13 protein-coding genes are annotated in these 16847 nt (G+C 44.0%); 3 read left to right on the forward strand and 10 right to left on the reverse strand.

Annotated features, from left to right (window positions below; genetic code table 11):
- Nucleotides 1-97: 97 nt before the first annotated feature.
- Nucleotides 98-595, reverse strand: coding sequence for an FKBP-type peptidyl-prolyl cis-trans isomerase (locus JMX63_RS05750; RefSeq protein ID WP_134292630.1), 498 nt, complete (start codon nt 593-595; stop codon nt 98-100).
- 175 nt (nt 596-770) lie between these two features.
- On the opposite strand from JMX63_RS05750, the gene JMX63_RS05755 reads away from it, so the two are divergent.
- Nucleotides 771-1439, forward strand: coding sequence for a DUF1294 domain-containing protein (locus tag JMX63_RS05755; RefSeq protein ID WP_227673251.1), 669 nt, complete (start codon nt 771-773; stop codon nt 1437-1439).
- A gap of 137 nt (nt 1440-1576) precedes the next feature.
- On the opposite strand, the gene lspA is transcribed toward JMX63_RS05755, so the two are convergent.
- From lspA to JMX63_RS05775, 4 genes are all read right to left on the reverse strand, one after another.
- Nucleotides 1577-2233: a signal peptidase II gene (gene lspA / locus JMX63_RS05760; RefSeq protein WP_201571520.1), complete on the reverse strand. Its 657-nt coding sequence runs from the start codon at nt 2231-2233 to the stop codon at nt 1577-1579.
- Nucleotides 2226-5087 carry an isoleucine--tRNA ligase gene (gene ileS / locus JMX63_RS05765; protein ID WP_201571521.1) on the reverse strand — a complete coding sequence of 954 codons (2862 nt, stop codon included), beginning with the start codon at nt 5085-5087 and terminating at the stop codon, nt 2226-2228. Before ileS ends, lspA begins: the two co-directional genes overlap by 8 nt.
- 450 nt (nt 5088-5537) lie before the next feature.
- A complete protein-coding gene (locus JMX63_RS05770; RefSeq protein WP_201571522.1) occupies nt 5538-6086 on the reverse strand; it encodes a protein disulfide oxidoreductase in 549 nt (182 codons plus the stop codon).
- A 186-nt stretch (nt 6087-6272) separates the two neighbouring features.
- Nucleotides 6273-7910: a carbon-nitrogen hydrolase family protein gene (locus JMX63_RS05775; RefSeq protein ID WP_102094613.1), complete on the reverse strand. Its 1638-nt coding sequence runs from the start codon at nt 7908-7910 to the stop codon at nt 6273-6275.
- Nucleotides 7911-8423: 513 nt separating this feature from the next.
- On the opposite strand from JMX63_RS05775, the gene JMX63_RS05780 reads away from it, so the two are divergent.
- A complete protein-coding gene (locus JMX63_RS05780) occupies nt 8424-9053 on the forward strand; it encodes a BLUF domain-containing protein (RefSeq protein WP_114701153.1) in 630 nt (209 codons plus the stop codon).
- A 92-nt stretch (nt 9054-9145) separates the two neighbouring features.
- Here the strand turns inward: JMX63_RS05780 and JMX63_RS05785 are convergent, their stop codons facing one another.
- Complete coding sequence (locus JMX63_RS05785) at nt 9146-10582, reverse strand: FAD-binding oxidoreductase (RefSeq protein ID WP_201571523.1); 1437 nt, start codon at nt 10580-10582, stop codon at nt 9146-9148.
- Between the two features lie 336 nt (nt 10583-10918).
- Between JMX63_RS05785 and serA the strand changes: the two genes are divergently transcribed.
- Nucleotides 10919-12145 carry a phosphoglycerate dehydrogenase gene (gene serA, locus JMX63_RS05790; RefSeq protein WP_057758460.1) on the forward strand — a complete coding sequence of 409 codons (1227 nt, stop codon included), beginning with the start codon at nt 10919-10921 and terminating at the stop codon, nt 12143-12145.
- A 150-nt stretch (nt 12146-12295) separates the two neighbouring features.
- Here serA and trhO read toward each other — a convergent pair whose 3' ends face one another.
- The 4 genes from trhO to metX all read right to left on the reverse strand — a co-directional run bounded on the left by trhO (nt 12296) and on the right by metX (nt 16599).
- Nucleotides 12296-13354, reverse strand: coding sequence for an oxygen-dependent tRNA uridine(34) hydroxylase TrhO (trhO, locus tag JMX63_RS05795; protein WP_201571524.1), 1059 nt, complete (start codon nt 13352-13354; stop codon nt 12296-12298).
- 259 nt (nt 13355-13613) lie between these two features.
- Nucleotides 13614-14195 carry a tetratricopeptide repeat protein gene (locus JMX63_RS05800; protein WP_057758462.1) on the reverse strand — a complete coding sequence of 194 codons (582 nt, stop codon included), beginning with the start codon at nt 14193-14195 and terminating at the stop codon, nt 13614-13616.
- A gap of 413 nt (nt 14196-14608) precedes the next feature.
- A complete protein-coding gene (metW, locus tag JMX63_RS05805; RefSeq protein ID WP_160021497.1) occupies nt 14609-15217 on the reverse strand; it encodes a methionine biosynthesis protein MetW in 609 nt (202 codons plus the stop codon).
- Nucleotides 15214-16599, reverse strand: a complete 1386-nt coding sequence (gene metX / locus JMX63_RS05810) for a homoserine O-acetyltransferase MetX (protein ID WP_227673254.1) — start codon at nt 16597-16599, stop codon at nt 15214-15216. The genes metW and metX overlap by 4 nt, the downstream gene beginning before the upstream one ends.
- Between the last annotated feature and the right edge of the window lie 248 nt (nt 16600-16847).

Consider the following 16847-nt stretch of genomic DNA (forward strand, 5'->3'; position numbering starts at 1 on the left):
AAGTCTCCCTTTTGGCTTTTTTATCGATATTAATTTTTATCGTCGCGAGCTTTTATCTTAGTTAATGCCTAACGAGTTTTTGTTAATTTTTAAAAGGCTACATCAATTTGATACCAGTGACACCGGGTGGTGTGACTTTGAAGATTTTTACTTTGAACAACACGTCTTGTCCAGCAAGCGGATGATTAAAGTCGACTTCGACTTGATCATCATCGATGGCACTGATCGTACCGGGCAGCGTGTTTTTACCTTTGTCTTCGAACTCAACCATCATGCCAATTTCTGGATTGTCAGCGACTAGCGCAAATTGAGTACGGCTAAAATGTTGGATGTTTTCAGGATTCCACTCACCAAATGCTTGCTCTGGTTCAAGGTGTGCGGTACGAGTGTCACCGGCGCGTAGATTCATCAGTACTTGCTCAAAACCAGGTAACAAGCTCTCATCACCAATGGTCAAAGACACAGGTGCATCACGATTAAAGGTTGAGTCGATGATGGTGCCGTTCTCTAGTGAAACTTCAAAGTGCAGCTTAACGAGGCTGCCGTAAGCGATACGAGTGTCTTCGTTTGGGTTAATAAATTGAGATTGAGTCATAATAAAAAGCCATCGGTTGCTAGAATAGAAAATAATGAGTTTGATTAAAGTGTTTTTAATTGCAGTATTATAGTGTAAGAAATAATAAGCCATCTAAGACCAGATGTAAGCGTCAATAATGTAACGCAGATGGTGTACTATAATTGGCAATTCTAAAAGATATGAGGTGTCGGTAGTGAATAAACAACAAGGCACTGTCAAAAAATGGCAGGACGATAAAGGGTTTGGCTTTATTGAAACTGAAGCGGGCGAGTCTGTCTTCTTTCATGTGAGTGAGTTTAAGGCTCAGCGCCGTCCTAACATCGGTGAGGCAGTGGTCTTTAGCATTGGACAAGATGCGGAGGGACGCAAGCGAGCCACGCAAGTACAAGAGCTTGGGTTTGTACAGCAAAAAATGGCACAAAAAAATCAGCAGATCCGTCAGCGCAATCAGAAACGTAGCCATCAAGCAGAGTTTGAAGCGGGCCAAAAGAAACGCTCGTTTCTTGGACTGGCTTTTTATGGTGTCTTAGCTTTATTAGCAGCGACAGATAAACTAAGCTGGCTAGTGGTCGGCTGGTACGTCGTGCTAGGGATTATTACTTATGGCATGTATGCCAAAGACAAAGCTGCTGCGCAAAGTGGCGACTGGCGTACGCCTGAGTCTAAATTACATATACTAAGCGCGCTTGGCGGTTGGGTAGGTGCGCTATTGGCTCAGACGTATTTGCGTCACAAATCACAAAAGCCTGAGTTTCGAGTTACTTATTATTTGACCGTCGTTGTGAACATGGCAGGATTACTGTTTTTATTGGCAGGTGGTGGGTTAGAGACTGTCACTGATTTACTATCAGAATTGCTATAAATAATAGCATTCACGATTAGCAGTATTGCTACGGGTATGACGAAAGCACTAAAGCGATCGATAAAAAAGGTGGGTTACGAATACGTAACCCACCTTTTTTGTTTATGAATTGAACTGGTTTATCTAACTACACATAATTATGACCGTGGCATTTCACGCTTTTTTTCCAAAAATAGCATATCAATGACAATTAATAGTACACCGATAGATATACCGATATCCGCGATATTAAAAATCGGATAATGCCAAACATCAGCATAATGCACATGGATAAAATCAATCACATGACCATGTAATAAGCGGTCGATTAAATTACCAGCTGCACCGCCCAATACTAAGGCTAGGCCGAAAGATAACAGCGTGGCTTTGCGTGGTGCTTTAATCAGATAGATGATTAGAAATAGCGACATTAGTAAAGCCAGTCCTGAAAAAAACCACTTCTGCCAGCCGCCAGCATCTGCCAAGAAGCTAAAAGCTGCGCCATAGTTGTAAGCCAATGTCCAATTGAGAAATGGCTCAATCACCGGCACTGGATCATGAAAGGTCAGTTTGGTTTCTGCCAACCATTTGGTCCACTGATCGATAACGACGATAACCAATGCCAATATATACCATACAAAAGCACGACTGCCATTGGCCATCAGCTTTGGTGTCCTATTTGTTGACTTGGTCAGGCGACTTCTAGGTGTAGTCGAGCTACCCGTAGTTGCATGAGCAGGCTTAGGCGAATGGTCAACCTTCACCTGCGGCGGCTGGTCATGCTGGCTTTCAGACGAATCAGTTGGGTTAGGCATAGTGACGTACCTCGCCATCGCCACTGACATTAGTCACGCAGCGCGCGCATAGCTCCGGATGGGCGCTATCCGTGCTGATATCATCACGGATATGCCAGCAGCGTACGCACTTAGTACCAGTAGCAGCGCTAACTTGTACCACTAAATCTACAGCCTCTTCGGTATTGGTATCGGTCGCTTCTGCTGTCTGTGTGATGCTATCAGCAGGCGCTTCGTTCATTGGCTTTAGTTCTGCGTTGCTAGTAATGAGTACAAAACGAAGCTCTTCATCAAGCTTAGCTAGGCTTTCATACATGGCACCGTCAGCATATAGACTCACGTCGGCAGACAAGTTGGCATTGATGATTTTTTCGCCACGTGCAGTCTCGATATGTTTGTTCACCATATCTTTGGCGAACATGATGCGCTGCCAGTCATCATTGCTAATAGCACTTAGCTCAAACGCTGGGAACTCATACCACTCTTGAGTAAATACATAGCCACCTTTATCCGAATCACGTTGGTTCAGCACTTCCCAAGCCTCTTGCGCCGTGAATGACAAGATTGGGGTAATCCAGCGAATCAGCGCATGAGTAATATGGTAGATAGCCGTCTGTGCAGAGCGACGAGGCTGACCATCTGCCTGCGTGGTGTACTGGCGATCCTTGATAATATCTAGATAGAAGCTACCCAAGTCTTGTGAGCAAAACGCCGTCACGTGCTGAGTGACTTGGTGGAAGTCCATTGCATCGTAAGCGCTAATGATTTGCGCTTGTACGGTTTGTGCGCGCTCAATGATGAATTTATCAAGGCTAACCAATTCATTGATATCAATGCTGTCGGTCGCTGGATTGAAGTCATCGGTATTGGCAAGCAAGAAACGTAAGGTATTACGGATACGGCGATACATATCGATCGCACCTTTAAAGACCGTCTTACCCGCGCTCATCTCATAACGATAGTCACTTGAGGCAATCCACAGACGCAGCATATCCGCGCCTGTCTTATTGATTTCTTCTTGTGGGGTGATGATGTTGCCCAGTGACTTACTCATCTTGCGACCGTTTTCATCGACCACGAAACCATGGGTCAATACTTGCTTAAACGGTGGGCGCTCATACATTGCTTCTGACGTTAGTAGTGACGTCTGGAACCAGCCGCGATGTTGGTCAGAGCCTTCTAGATACATATCAGCTGGATTGGTCAATTCATCACGTTGATCAAGTACCGCAAAATGCGTGGTGCCTGAGTCAAACCAAACGTCTAACGTATCAGTTGCTTTGTCATAGTCAGCGGCTTCACTACCTAAGAAGTCTTCACAGCTGGCATCGAACCACGCTTCTACGCCGCCTTCATTGATTTTTTGCGCTGCAGTTTCCATCAGCTCAAGCGTGTTTGGATGCAGCTCGCCTGTTTCTTTATGCGTAAAGAAAGTAATCGGCACGCCCCACGTACGTTGACGCGAGATACACCAATCAGGACGACCCGTCATCATTGATTCGATACGGTTTTGTCCCCACGCTGGCGTCCAACTTACCGATGGAATGTCAGCAAGCGCGCGAGCACGTAAGCCTCTGGTTTCCATGTTGATAAACCACTGAGGCGTAGCACGGAAAATGATTGGCGACTTATGACGCCAGCAATGCGGATAGCTATGCTCAATTTTGGTATGGCTGATTAGATGACCATTTTCATGTAGTGCAGCAATGATTTTTGGATTGGCTTTATAGATGTGCTCGCCTGCAAATACTGCAGCGCTATCTAAATAAACGCCCGTACCGCTTACGGGGTTTTCCACTGGTAAGTTGTATTTTAGACCAACGATATAATCGTCTAAACCGTGACCAGGTGCAGTATGTACCAGACCAGTACCACTATCAGTAGTTACATGATCGCCCAAAATGAGTGGCACTTGACGGTCTGCAATTAGTGGATGCTGGGCATGTAGGCCTTCAAGCTCGCTGCCTGATACAGTTGCTAGGATGCCGTTATTTTCTAGTTTTAGCTCACTTAACGCAGTTTCGACAAGATCCGCTGCGAGTAACAGATTGCCTTTTTTAGTAGCGACCACGCTATAGTTATGCTCAGGATGTACTGAGATAGCTTGGTTGGCAGGTAGTGTCCATGGCGTGGTGGTCCAAATAACAGCAGCGATATTGCCCGCTATTTCAGCCAATGCAGCTACTTTATCTGTACCAAGTACATCAAAACTGACATAGATCGCGTCAGAGACTTTGTCTTGATATTCTACTTCTGCTTCTGCTAGGGCAGAGCTACAGTCCAAGCACCAGTTGACCGGCTTCATACCGCGAGTCACATGACCATTGTCATAGATTTTGGCAAGCGCACGTACGATGTTGGCTTCTTGATGGAAGTTCATGGTCAGATAAGGGTTGTCCCAATCACCAAACACACCTAAACGCTTGAAATCTGCTTTTTGCAGTTCAATCTGAGTACTCGCATATTCGCGGCATAGACCACGGAATTCGGTCGCAGACACTTTTTGACCAACTTTACCGACCTTGGCTTCGACTTTTTGTTCGATTGGCAGACCATGACAATCCCAACCAGGGACATAAGGCGCATCAAATCCTGACAAGGTTTTTGATTTTACAATAATGTCTTTTAGTACTTTATTGACTGCGTGACCCAAGTGAATCTGACCGTTGGCGTATGGAGGGCCATCGTGCAAAATATATTTGGTTGCACCAGCACGCGCCTGACGAATTTTACCGTACACGTCATCCGCTTCCCAAGCAGCAAGCCAATCTGGCTCGCGTTTGGCAAGGTTTGCGCGCATCGCAAATGGCGTATCCGCAAGGTTCAGCGTGTCTTTGTAATCTTGGCTTGGTGTGTCAGTGCTTTTATCAGTCATAGAAGGTATCTTTTTAAAAGGTAGGTTTGTGTGTCGGTTCAAAACCGGATACAAGGCTCGATTTTCAATATAGTTCAATATAGTACTGAGGGTCACGCGGTATTGATAATGCTTAATTACTAATAGTAGGTATATTGCTCATCATAGTCGGTTTATCAACCATCATGTCAATAAATACCCATTGTCGCTCATTAGTCGGTAAATAGTTACGTCAATAATAAATGGTAACGAGACGATTGCAACATAAAATATGCTGGTAAAAATAATTCAAGAAAATACTTAGATCGGCAGCTATTATATGACAAAAAGGGTAGGGTAAAAAGAGCTGTGCGAGGTCAGCCCAATTTTGTCCAATATCAATCGTTTATCTACGTCATATATCCTCAGCAAAGATGCAGCTATAAGCTCCTTGAATGCTTATTTATTGAAATATAAAGTACGGCTCAAGTGCTAAAAAACAGATGCTAACCACAAGCGCAGTTTCAATGACCATAACGGCTGAATACCTGTCAGCCCTTGTGTCATCTCGCCATTTTCTAATACCACATAAGACGGTGTGACTTGTCCTTGCCAATCTGCAAAGATATTGCCTTGTTGATCATTTATGGTGGTGAAATCAAACTGATGCTGATCGAGGTAGCTGCGTAGCTCTTGGTTTGAGCCTGACTGTACGGCAATAGTGACCACGGGATAATTATCTGCTGCTAGTTTATTGATGGTGGGCGAAGTAAAACTACAGACTGAACACCACGTACCCCAAAAGTATACCAGTGTAGGACGCTCGTGACTCATCGCTGCTAGATCGATAGTCTGTCCTTGGTAATCGGTCAGTTGCAATTGAGGGTTGGCAGGCATGACAGGCTGTCGCCACCAATTGACCACGCTATAGATCACGACAAACATAAGACCATATAACATTATCGTTTTAAGTATCGAAATGATCTTTCGCTTCGGCTGCTTCTTTGGCTTTACTTCTGTTTGCTCAATATCAGTCGTCATGACATCCGCTTTTTAGTTTGTATATTGTTTTCAGTTATTTTCAAATAATGGCTTATCGTTACTGCTTATCTTATCGTGATTGCCTATATGATCATTGCACAAAGAGTGGACAGTAGATAAAAATAAACGGCTGAAAATCAGCCGTATTATTTATAAAGTCTACTATAAGTGTGCGACGTCAACCTATTATGGCTTTTGTGCTCGGTTTTGTAATGGATCACCAATCAGTACGCTACCTGAATTTTCACGGCGCTGCTCATCACTCAACTTGCTCGCTGGCACTTTGGCCTTGCGCTTCCACTTTAAGCTAAACAAATCATCACGGCGGTCAATCAGGTTATGTACTGAGCCTTCGTGACGAACGTGAGTAAGCTTGTCTAAGTTTACATCAGAGAAGAATACCATCTCCGTGTTGGCAGTGGTCTCTGCCATAATCGCATCATGTGGGAACGCAAAGTCTGAAGGTGAAAAAATCGATGACTGAGCATACTGAATATCCAAGCTCTCAACTTGCGGCAAGTTGCCCACTGACCCGCAAATCATCACATAGCATTCGTTTTCGATAGCGCGGGCTTGCGCGCAGTGGCGAACACGTAGATAGCCGTTCTTGGTATCAGTCCAGAAGGGCACAAACAAGATATCCATGTCATCAAGTGCCATCAAACGTGCAAGCTCAGGGAACTCAACATCGTAGCAGACCAAGATACCGATACGGCCTGCATCCGTGTCGAATACTTTGACTTCATCGCCACCTTCGATTACCCAAGCGCTGCGCTCATGCGGAGTAATATGAATTTTGCGTTGCTCTTCAACCGTACCATCACGGCGGCACAGATAGCTGACGTTGTATAAGGTATCGTCTTCGTCCAGTAAAGGCATCGAACCGGTAATGACGTTGACGTTATAACTGACGGCTAAATGCGAGATTTCGTTTTTGAACCACTCGGTATAGCCCGCCAAAAATCGAATAGCGATATTTTGATCGGTTTCTTCGCATAGACCCATCAATGGCGCATTGAAAAACTCTGGTAAGCAAGCAAAGTCTGAGTTGTAGTCAGCCATGATATCGACAAAAAACTCAACCTGTTGCAGTAGCTCTTCAGGTGATTCGACTTCACGCATCTGCCACTGAATACCACCAATACGCACTTCAGACTTGCGAGTATTAGGCTTATAGTCTTTAGGCTCGTAGTAGATATTTGCCCACTCAAGCAAGGTAGCAAAGCCCTTTGATTGCTTATCATCTGGTAGATAAGCGGTCAAAATACGTTTAACGATAAAGCCATTAGATAGCTGGAACGACAAAGCTGAATCGTGAATTTCACGGCTTTCAACGGCATCAATATATTCACCTGGAGTCAGATCTTTATGGTTATGATAGTTAGGTATGCGTCCGCCAGCTAAGATAGCGCGGAAGTTCAGCTGTCGGCATAACTCCTTGCGTGCATCATAAAGACGACGACCGAGACGGTAGCCGCGATAATCAGGGTCGATGAGTGCATCTAAACCATAAATGGCATCACCTTCTGGATTGTCTCTGATGATTTCTTTTTGCCCAATCAAATCGTCATAAGTGTGCGGGTTTGAAAACTTGGCATAGTCAACGCGCATGGAGAGCACGATACCAATCAGCTGATCATGATCAAACAAGGCAATCTGACCTTCAGGGAACGCGTCAATCAAAGTATGAATGGTTGTCTTTGACCACGCGCCCCCCAAGTTTACATAGACACGATCCATCAATGCCTTCAATTGTGGATAATCTTTTTTCTTAATCTCAGCAATCGTGAGGTGAAAATCATCTAGTTTTTCCATCTTACTCATAAGTTTCCTGTTTTAAATAGCTATTGAATGTAGTGGTATCAAATAATGGGGTCATAGCACCTTGATGTGCCGATTTTTGTGCAAAAAAGTAATAAAAACATTCCAATAGGAAGATATTGTCGTTACAATAATTTATTGCCGTATTTACAATAGGTTATGTTGATATCTTAGGCCGTTTTTGACTAACGTATAGGGTTAAAGGATAGCAAACGCCGCATTCTATATCACTTTATACTTATTGGGTTTGTGAGCACCGATAAGCGCCTAACTCTGCATTATCATTGTACCTGCGACTGTCTTGCTATTTATTATCTCAATATAGAATCTAAATAATATCTATCAGCACCTTTTGTTTTGCTTGTTATCATAGCAAGCTGTAACGGTAATAACAGTCTCACGTAGTAAATATTTGCTACGTTTTTGTGAGTCAATTTTTTGGTTCAACTCAGGCATAGTATTGTGTTGCTTGTATCGTTTAGCCGTATCTCATCGGCTTCTTAGGATTATTTTATTATGCCTTTAAATCATACCAATAGAATCATGAAGTGGGATGACATAGATGACTCCGCTTTGGTTCAGTTGGTTTATGTCAGTACGCTGACTCTTGGCTCGCGTTTGAGCACCTCTATTTTTGATGAAGTAGAAGGCCACGCACGTAACTACAATCAGCAGCATAACATCACAGGCACGCTATGCTACGGTAATGGTCACTTCTTGCAATGTATTGAAGGTAAAAAGTCAGACGTATTTAATCTGCAAGAGCGTATCTTTGTCGATAGTCGTCATAAAAATGTAGAAGTGTTGCTATTACAAGTCATCAATCATCGCAGCTTTGCCGACTGGCGTATGCGCTTGCTGTTTTTAGAGCGTTGGTTGTGGTCCCCCGCGACCAAGAAACAGGCCGTACAATTATCTCCGTTTTTACCATTTGCGCCGCACGGCTGGTCATCTGATCGAACTGAGCAGTTTTTACAAATTATCAAAACTTTTGATAGTCCACCCCATATTAAGGCGGCAGGTATTACTTATAATGCATTGGGTAATATGGTGCGCCATATCGCGGCACCGCATCAGGCATTTCTGATTATTCAAGGGTTCTTGAGCATATTACTGGTCGTCGCATTGATACTGTTATATTTATAGATTGTAGTTTTTGCGAATTATAAAGCCATAAAAAAGACGCTAGCCTTTCGGGTTAGCGTCTTTCTATTTAGGTTAAGCGTTTAGCGTGCTCATCACATGTCAAAAATCTTACCGCGGTTCATAATGTTGTTTGGATCAAAGACTTTTTTGACTTCTTTTAAGTATTCAATCTCAGTCTCACTGCGGCTATAGTGCAGATACGGCTTCTTCGTCATACCCACCCCATGCTCAGCAGACACTGAACCACCATATTTCTGTACTGTCTCAAATACATATTTATTGACGACCTGACACTCAGCAAAGAAATCATCTTTGCTCATGTTTTCAGGTTTTAATATATTCAGATGCAAATTACCATCACCGATATGACCAAACCAACAGACTTCAAAGTCTGGATAGTTACTGCTGACAATATGATCAATCTCTTCGATAAAGGTCGGTACGTGGCTTATTAGCACCGATACATCATTTTTATAAGGGGTAAATACTGAGATAGTCTCTGAAATATACTCACGTAGCTTCCACAGCTCTGCCGCTTGTGTGAGATTTTGGCTCATGACACCATCGACAACCCAACCTTGCTCCATACAATGCTCAAATATGGCCATGGCTTTGTCCATGATTGGCTCATAAGGCGCTTCAAACTCTAATAGCGTATAGAACTTGGTACGTGATTCAAAGGGTTCTTGTACTTGACCATGTGCCATCAGCTTATCAATCGCTACATCGTCAAAGAACTCAAACGCTGTTAAATCAATCTGTGCCTGAAAAGCAGAGAGTACGTTCATCACATCGTTAAAGCTGTCCATGCCAAGTACCATGACGTTTAAGTCTTGTGGCTGACGCTCAAGCTTGATTTGCGCATGAGTAACAAGGCCAAGCGTGCCTTCACTACCGATGAACAATTGGCGCAGATCATAACCCGTGGCGTTCTTTACCATGCCGCGATTCAGCTGCAAGATATCGCCTTTACCAGTGACAACAGTCAGACCCATGATCCATTGACGAGTCATGCCATAGCGAATGACTTTGATACCGCCAGCATTGGTACCGATATTGCCACCGATTTGACTAGAACCTGCTGAGGCAAAGTCGACAGGGTAGTATAGGTCTTTTGATTCAGCGAATTCTTGCAACTGCTGGGTGACGACGCCTGCTTCAATCTCGACCATGCGATCGGCAGGATAAAACTGTCCGATATGGTTCATTTTATCCATGCTGACGACGATTTCACCGTTGGCTGCGACGGCACCAGCAGACAGGCCTGTACGACCACCACTAGGGGTGAGGACGACGTTGTGTTCATTAGCTAGTAGCACAATAGCTTGTACTTGCTCGGTGGTCTTTGGAAAGACGATGGCAGCAGCAGCAGGGGCAAAGTGCTTGGTCCAGTCTTTGCCCCAATGCTCTAGACTCTCAGCATCAGTTTTGATTTGGGTCGGGTCGAAATCATGGGTATCAGTGAGCGTGCTCAAGATGGTTTGCACGGCATTGGTTTCGGATGTGTTCTGAGCGGTAGTTGGCGTCATGGTCAAATCTCAATATTGGCGTAAGCACGATGCTGGGACTGCTTATTATATAGCGAAATAACTATAAATTCAGTGGTGAGTCAGCTCGTAGAGGTAATAAGTGGATGATAATTTTTACCTATAAGAAAAGGTAAGTAATAAATAATTGATTCGAGCGGTTTTAAACAGAATAATTCACTATAGCATAAAAATTTTTCAGGCTTGATAACCAATAATTCATCTAATCTGCTAACATCGACCTCAAATTTTGTGTAAGATATCGGGACTGTTTTCGTTTCATCCATCATAGATTATCCAACAGGTAATCTTATAAAACAATTATAGGACAGTTCTCATATGGCGTTATCACTACAAAAAGACAAAATCCGGTTTTTATTGCTTGAAGGTCTACATGACAATGCCTTAAAAGTATTGGAAGGAGCTGGTTACCACAACATCGAGAATATCAGTCACGCTTTAGATCAAGACGAGCTGATCGAAAAGATCAAAGATGCTCACTTTATCGGTATTCGTTCGCGCACTCAGTTGACGCGTGAAGTACTTGAGCACGCACACAAGCTTATCGGCATTGGTTGCTTTTGTATTGGTACCAACCAAGTAGATCTAGACGCCGCTCGTGATCTTGGTATCCCTGTCTTTAACGCGCCATTCTCGAACACTCGTTCGGTAGCTGAGCTAGTATTGGCAGAAGCCATTATGCTGTACCGTGGTATTCCTGAGAAGAATGCAACCGTACATCGCGGCGGCTGGGGTAAGTCTGCGACTAACTCACACGAAGTACGTGGCAAGACTATCGGTATCGTCGGTTATGGCTCTATCGGATCGCAGCTGTCTGTCTTGGCAGAAAGCTTCGGCATGAAAGTCATCTATCATGATGCTGTGACCAAATTGCCACTAGGCAACGCGGTACAAGTTGGTAGCCTAGAAGAGCTACTGTCAACAGCTGATATCGTGACATTGCATGTACCTGATGTACCAAGCACCCGCTATATGATGAAAGCTGAGCAGTTCGCTCAAATGAAAGAAGGCAGCTACTTTATCAATGCGGCTCGCGGTACGTGCGTCGAGATTGATGATCTGGCGGATGCTCTTGAGTCTGGTAAAATCTTGGGCGCGGCTATTGATGTGTTCCCAAAAGAGCCAAAATCAGCTGACGAAGAGTTTGAGTCACCACTACGTAAGTTTGACAATGTGATTTTGACGCCGCATATCGGTGGTTCAACCCAAGAAGCACAGGCCAATATCGGACTGGAAGTAGCAGATAAGTTTGTTAGATACTCTGACCAAGGTGATACGGCTACTGCTGTGAACTTCCCAGAAGTTTCTATTCCGTTCAAAGAAAACTCGCATCGTCTACTACACATTCACAAAAACGTGCCAGGCGTACTGTCTCAGATTAACCGCCTATTTGCTGAAGCTGGCATTAACATCCTAGCGCAGAGCCTGATGACAGAAGGTGATGTTGGTTATCTAGTGATGGATGTCGATTACAATGATTCGACCGCTGCACTAGATCAATTAAAAGATGTAGAAGAGACTATCCGCGTACGTATCTTATTCTAATATAGTCAATCCGCTTTCAGATTGGATTAACTATATCAGTGCTAATAGTTTTGATACGCATTGAAGATTTGTCATAAAAAAAGAGAGGCTCTATTGATTAGAGCCTCTCTTTTTTATTTCACTTCTTTTTTTATTGTACTAATGCTAAGTTTAATTGGCTTTCGTGTTGTTCGCAGCTTCTGCCTGTAGACGAGCTTCCGTCTTAGCGGCTTTACGTTTTTCGATTACATCCATCACGTCACTACCGATATGGGCTTCACCACGCTTTTTCGCCAATTGCATTTGGTGCTCACGCTCACGGAAACGGGCTTTCTGTTCATCAGTCGCTTTGTCAATACAGTGTGGGCATGACTCGCCTTTGATATAGGCAGGACTTTGCATATCATCGACAGTGATCGGCATACGGCATGCAAAACACTGCTCGTAGCTGCCTTTCTCTAAGTTGTGGTTGACCGAAACTCGATTATCAAAAACAAAGCAGTCGCCTTGCCACATAGAGTCACTGGCAGGGACTTCTTCTAGGTATTTTAGGATACCACCTTCTAAATGATAGACCTCTTCAAACCCTTGCTCGCGTAAATAGGCAGTAGATTTTTCGCAGCGGATACCACCTGTACAGAACATCGCCACTTTTTTATGCTTGGTTGGATCGAGCTCTTTTGAGACGTATTCTGGAAACTCGCGGAACGTTTCAGTGTTCGGATTGACCGCATTTTGGAAGGTGCCGATTTGCACTTCATAGTCGTTACGCGTGTCGATCAAAGTGACTTCAGGATCTGAGATTAACGCGTTCCACTCACTAGGTTTGACATAGCGACCAACGGATTCCAATGGGTCGATATTCTCGACACCCATAGTGACGATTTCTTTTTTCAGCTTCACCTTAGTGCGATAAAAAGGTTGTGCGTCAGTATAGGATTCTTTGAAGGTAAACGTACCAATCGCCTCGATACTACGCAGGTAGTCAAGAACAGTATCGATAGCTTGACGCGTACCAGAAATCGTACCGTTAATGCCTTCGCTTGCAAGCAACAACGTACCTTTCACATCGTTATCGAGCATAGTGTTTAGTATGGGCTCACGATACTGTTCAAAATCAGCAAAGCGTGTGAACTTATATAGTGCAGCAACGACGATATTATTAGTTACACTATCGTATACAGGGGCTGAATTGTTGTCAGTTATCGCAGTTTCTTTGTTGGTGCTCATGTCTTTCTCCTGCTGGCTAGGCCGCAAACCTAGTGCGTTGGGGTTAAAGTAACTTTTCAGTTTAAAGCATTAACAAAATTGTGGAATTGGTTAATGCGCGCGTAGTGTAGCAAATTTTAGATGGGTTTTGAATAGTTTGTATTGCTTGGCTTGCTGTTATGGAAAACGTTCGACCACTGATGAATATGATAAAAAACAAAAAAGCCCAGTAAAATACTGAGCCTTTTTTATATTCAATTCGTAATACGAAAGTTAGAGTTTACTTACTCTGGAACCAAGTATCTGCTTTGCTACGAGCACTGGCGATGTCATCACTTGATAAGTTTAATGCCAACTGACCAATTTTACCGCGTGCTTTGTTACGGACTTTTTCGTCTAACATGCCATCACGGGCAGCCAAGTCATACCATTTATAGGCATCGACCAGATTTTTTTGCTTTTCATCTAATAGCGCAAGCGTGTAACTGGCACGGTTATCGCCACGCATCGCAGCTTTTTCTAACCACAGACGGGCTTGTTGCAAGTTAGGCTGTACACCTTCGCCGCGCAAATACATGATGGCAAGGTTTAACTGAGCAGGGGCAACACCTTGCTGAGCGGCTTTGGTGTACCACTGGATTGCTTGTTGGGTATTTTGCGCAATACCTTCACCTTTTTGCAAACGCTTGGCCAGATAGAACTGAGCGTGATCGTTACCTTGGGCGGCACGACTAGACAACTCGCTCACAGGCATCAGCTCAAAACGTGAGGTATCAAGCGGTACGTTTGATATTAACTCAGCATTGGCTAAACCAGCACAAGAAAATAATGCAGTAAACAACGCAGCTTTTAATAATTTCATAGCAGCTCCAAAATTAGGCAGTTAATAAGCAAAAAGAATTGTACCGCTAAACATTGTCTCGCTAAAGACAGTCAGACGGCGATAACAATTAGGTGGAATCTTGCGATATGAACTTACCTAATCATTAGCAAAAGGGGGTTGTCATCTCTAAATCAGAGATTTCACCCTAACTGATTAGACAAACGGTCGTAATAGTGGGGTGGCTGACAATATTTTGCTAGCTTAACACCCAAACTTACGAAACTCAAATACTAATTACAAGGTCTCATAGACGTTTGTACTTGATTGTCCTTAACAAAATCAGACAGTTACTAAAAAATTATATTAAGTTAACAATCTATTAAGGTTAATATCAGTACGTACAGCACTGTTTGGTATTCTATAAAACATAAAGACAGCTGAGCATTCACCGGTTATTTCTTGGTCACTCGGTAGATAGCGACGTCTGCTAAAAAGTTAGGGGCTTGTCTTATTAACGCTTTCATTAGCGGTGTGTGACCTTTCTCAGAATCGCTAACGGCAAAACGATTAATAATATGAATATCATGCTGCGCACATAACAGTTCAAAATCTTTAAAGGTACATAGGTGAATGTTCGGCGTGTTGTACCATTCGTAAGGCAGCGCTTCAGAGACAGGCATCATACCTTTTAGCCCTAAATGAATACGGTTTTGCCAATGCGCAAAGTTAGGGAAAGTGATGACTGCTTCACGGGCAACTCTCAGCATATCAAGCAACAACTCGTCAGGTGCTTTTACTGCTTGTAGGGCACGTGCCATGACGACCGTGTCAAAGCTGTTATCAGCAAAGCGCGCTAGACCATCGTTGAGGTCCTGCTCGACAATTGACAAGCCATTGCCAATTGCCTCATTGATTTTGTCTTCATCAATCTCTAGTCCGTAACCTGTTACGCCTAGTTTTTGCTGTAAGTGGGCAAGTAGCTCGCCATTGCCACAACCTAAGTCCAGTACATGTGCTTGCGGCGCAATCCAGCGCTCTGCCAGTTGGTGATCCATTCTCATGAGCGCTCTCCTGTGGCTGGGCGGCTAGGGGTAATAAATGGCGCAGTCAAAAACCCTTTAACCGCACCCATGTAGCGAGGAATATCAAACAAGAATGAGTCATGTCCGTGCGGCGCGTCAATATTGATATAGCTGACTGGTTTGCCAGTGGCCATCAGCGCATCGACAATCTCTTGCGAGCGCTCAGGTGCAAAGCGCCAGTCAGTGGTGAATGATACGACCAGATATTGGCATTGTGTATGAGCAAAGGCTGCTTTAAGCGCAGAAAGCTCTTGTTGACGATCAGACTCAATATCTTCAATCGTCGTGACCGCATCTTCTAACTCACTCTGTGCCTTGGCTTTGCTAGATTCGACTGACGCCGCGATTGAGCCTTCTATTTGTACTGTCGACTCTGTAGTATCTTTTGCTACAGTTGATGGATAGTCGCGTATTGGATAGTCGCGCGTCGGATCAAAGTAATCTAAGGCTTTAGTCATGAGCAGATAGGTATTGGCATCAAAGTTTTCACTAAAGCGCTCGCCTTGATAGCGTAGGTAGCTTTCGACCTGAAACTCGACATCGTAGCCATACATGAATTTACCTGATTTTAAATCACGGCCAAATTTGGCTTTCATCGCGTCATCAGTTAAATAGGTAATATGCCCAACCATACGCGCCAATATCAGTCCGCGACGAGGATAAGTGCCTTCTTGTATATAGCGTCCGTCTTTGAAGTCAGGATCGGATAATATAGATTGGCGCGCCACTTCGTTAAAGGCAATATTTTGAGCAGATAGCTTTGGTGTGCTGGCGATGACCACACAGCGCTTTAACCGCTCTGGATAATCAACAGACCATTGTAGCGCTTGCATACCGCCCATTGAGCCGCCGACAATCGCATGCCAAACGTCGATGCCTAGGCGATCTGAGAGCATTGCTTGGGTTTTCACCCAGTCTTTGATGGTGATCAGCGGAAAATCAGGGCCATACACTTGCGGCTCATCGCTGCTATCTGAATCAAGGCTGTCCGAACTAACACTATCCGAACCAACGCTATCAGGGTTAATAGTGGTAGGCCCTGTTGAACCAAAACAGCTGCCGATATTATTGACACACACCACATAAAACTGATTGGTATCAATTGCTTTATTGGGGCCAATCATATTGTCCCACCAGCCTGCTTTTTTGTCATCAGCGCTATGGAAGCCAGCTGCATGATGATTGCCCGATAACGCGTGGCAAATCAGAATCGCATTTGATTTATCGCGATTGAGCGTACCGTAAGTTTCTACCATCAAGTCAAACGAGGGTAGGGTACGGTTGCATTCTAACGTTAAGGGCTCAGCAAAATGGAAATTCTGAGGCGTAACGATACCCACAGACCCTACAGCACTGTCAATATTGGCTGAGCTATTAGAGTGAGGTTGTGAATTAGGATGCTGGTCACTGGTATTATCAGAGCGTGCGTTCAAAGCTACCTCGCAAGACTACAATCATCAATAAAATAAAAGCAAAATGGCACGTTGCTAACAGGCTATTTTAGCTACACGGTTTTTATAAACTGGGCCTGCCTATTGTATGGTGATGCGCGTTGGAGTACAACCATCGAGCGCGCCTTTCGAGCGTATCGATCGTAGTTTTTATGGAA

Origin of the sequence: Psychrobacter nivimaris, from assembly GCF_904846365.1 — a bacterium.
Lineage (GTDB): Bacteria > Pseudomonadota > Gammaproteobacteria > Pseudomonadales > Moraxellaceae > Psychrobacter > Psychrobacter nivimaris_B.